Genomic DNA, 339 nt, shown 5'->3' with positions numbered 1-339 from the left:
ACTGGTTCGCAACCTGCTGAACCATCAACGGAGTGTTGGGAGACGGCTACTTTTGATAATAATACCTGTACTTGGGTAGTCACTGGAACGCAACCAGTTGAACCATCAACAGAATGTTGGGAGACGGCGACCTTTAATAACCAAACCTGTGTTTGGGACGTAACAGGATCACAACCTGCTGAACCATCTACGGAGTGCTGGGAAACAGCAACCTTTAATAATACAACATGTGTATGGGATGTAACAGGATCACAGCCTGCTGAACCAACGACTGAATGCTGGGAAATTGCAACCTTTGATAACAATACCTGTGCTTGGGTAGTTACTGGAACGCAACCT

1 protein-coding gene is annotated in these 339 nt (G+C 46.0%); it reads left to right on the top strand.

What is annotated here, in order from left to right:
• On the top strand, positions 1 to 339 hold a 339-nt coding region (locus OS191_RS00110; protein ID WP_267153678.1), incomplete at both ends, for a hypothetical protein.

This window comes from Xanthomarina sp. F2636L (assembly GCF_026410195.1).
Taxonomy (GTDB): domain Bacteria; phylum Bacteroidota; class Bacteroidia; order Flavobacteriales; family Flavobacteriaceae; genus Xanthomarina.
The sequence above is the reverse complement of the archived record's forward strand: the minus strand, read 5'-3'. Positions and strand labels throughout refer to the sequence as shown.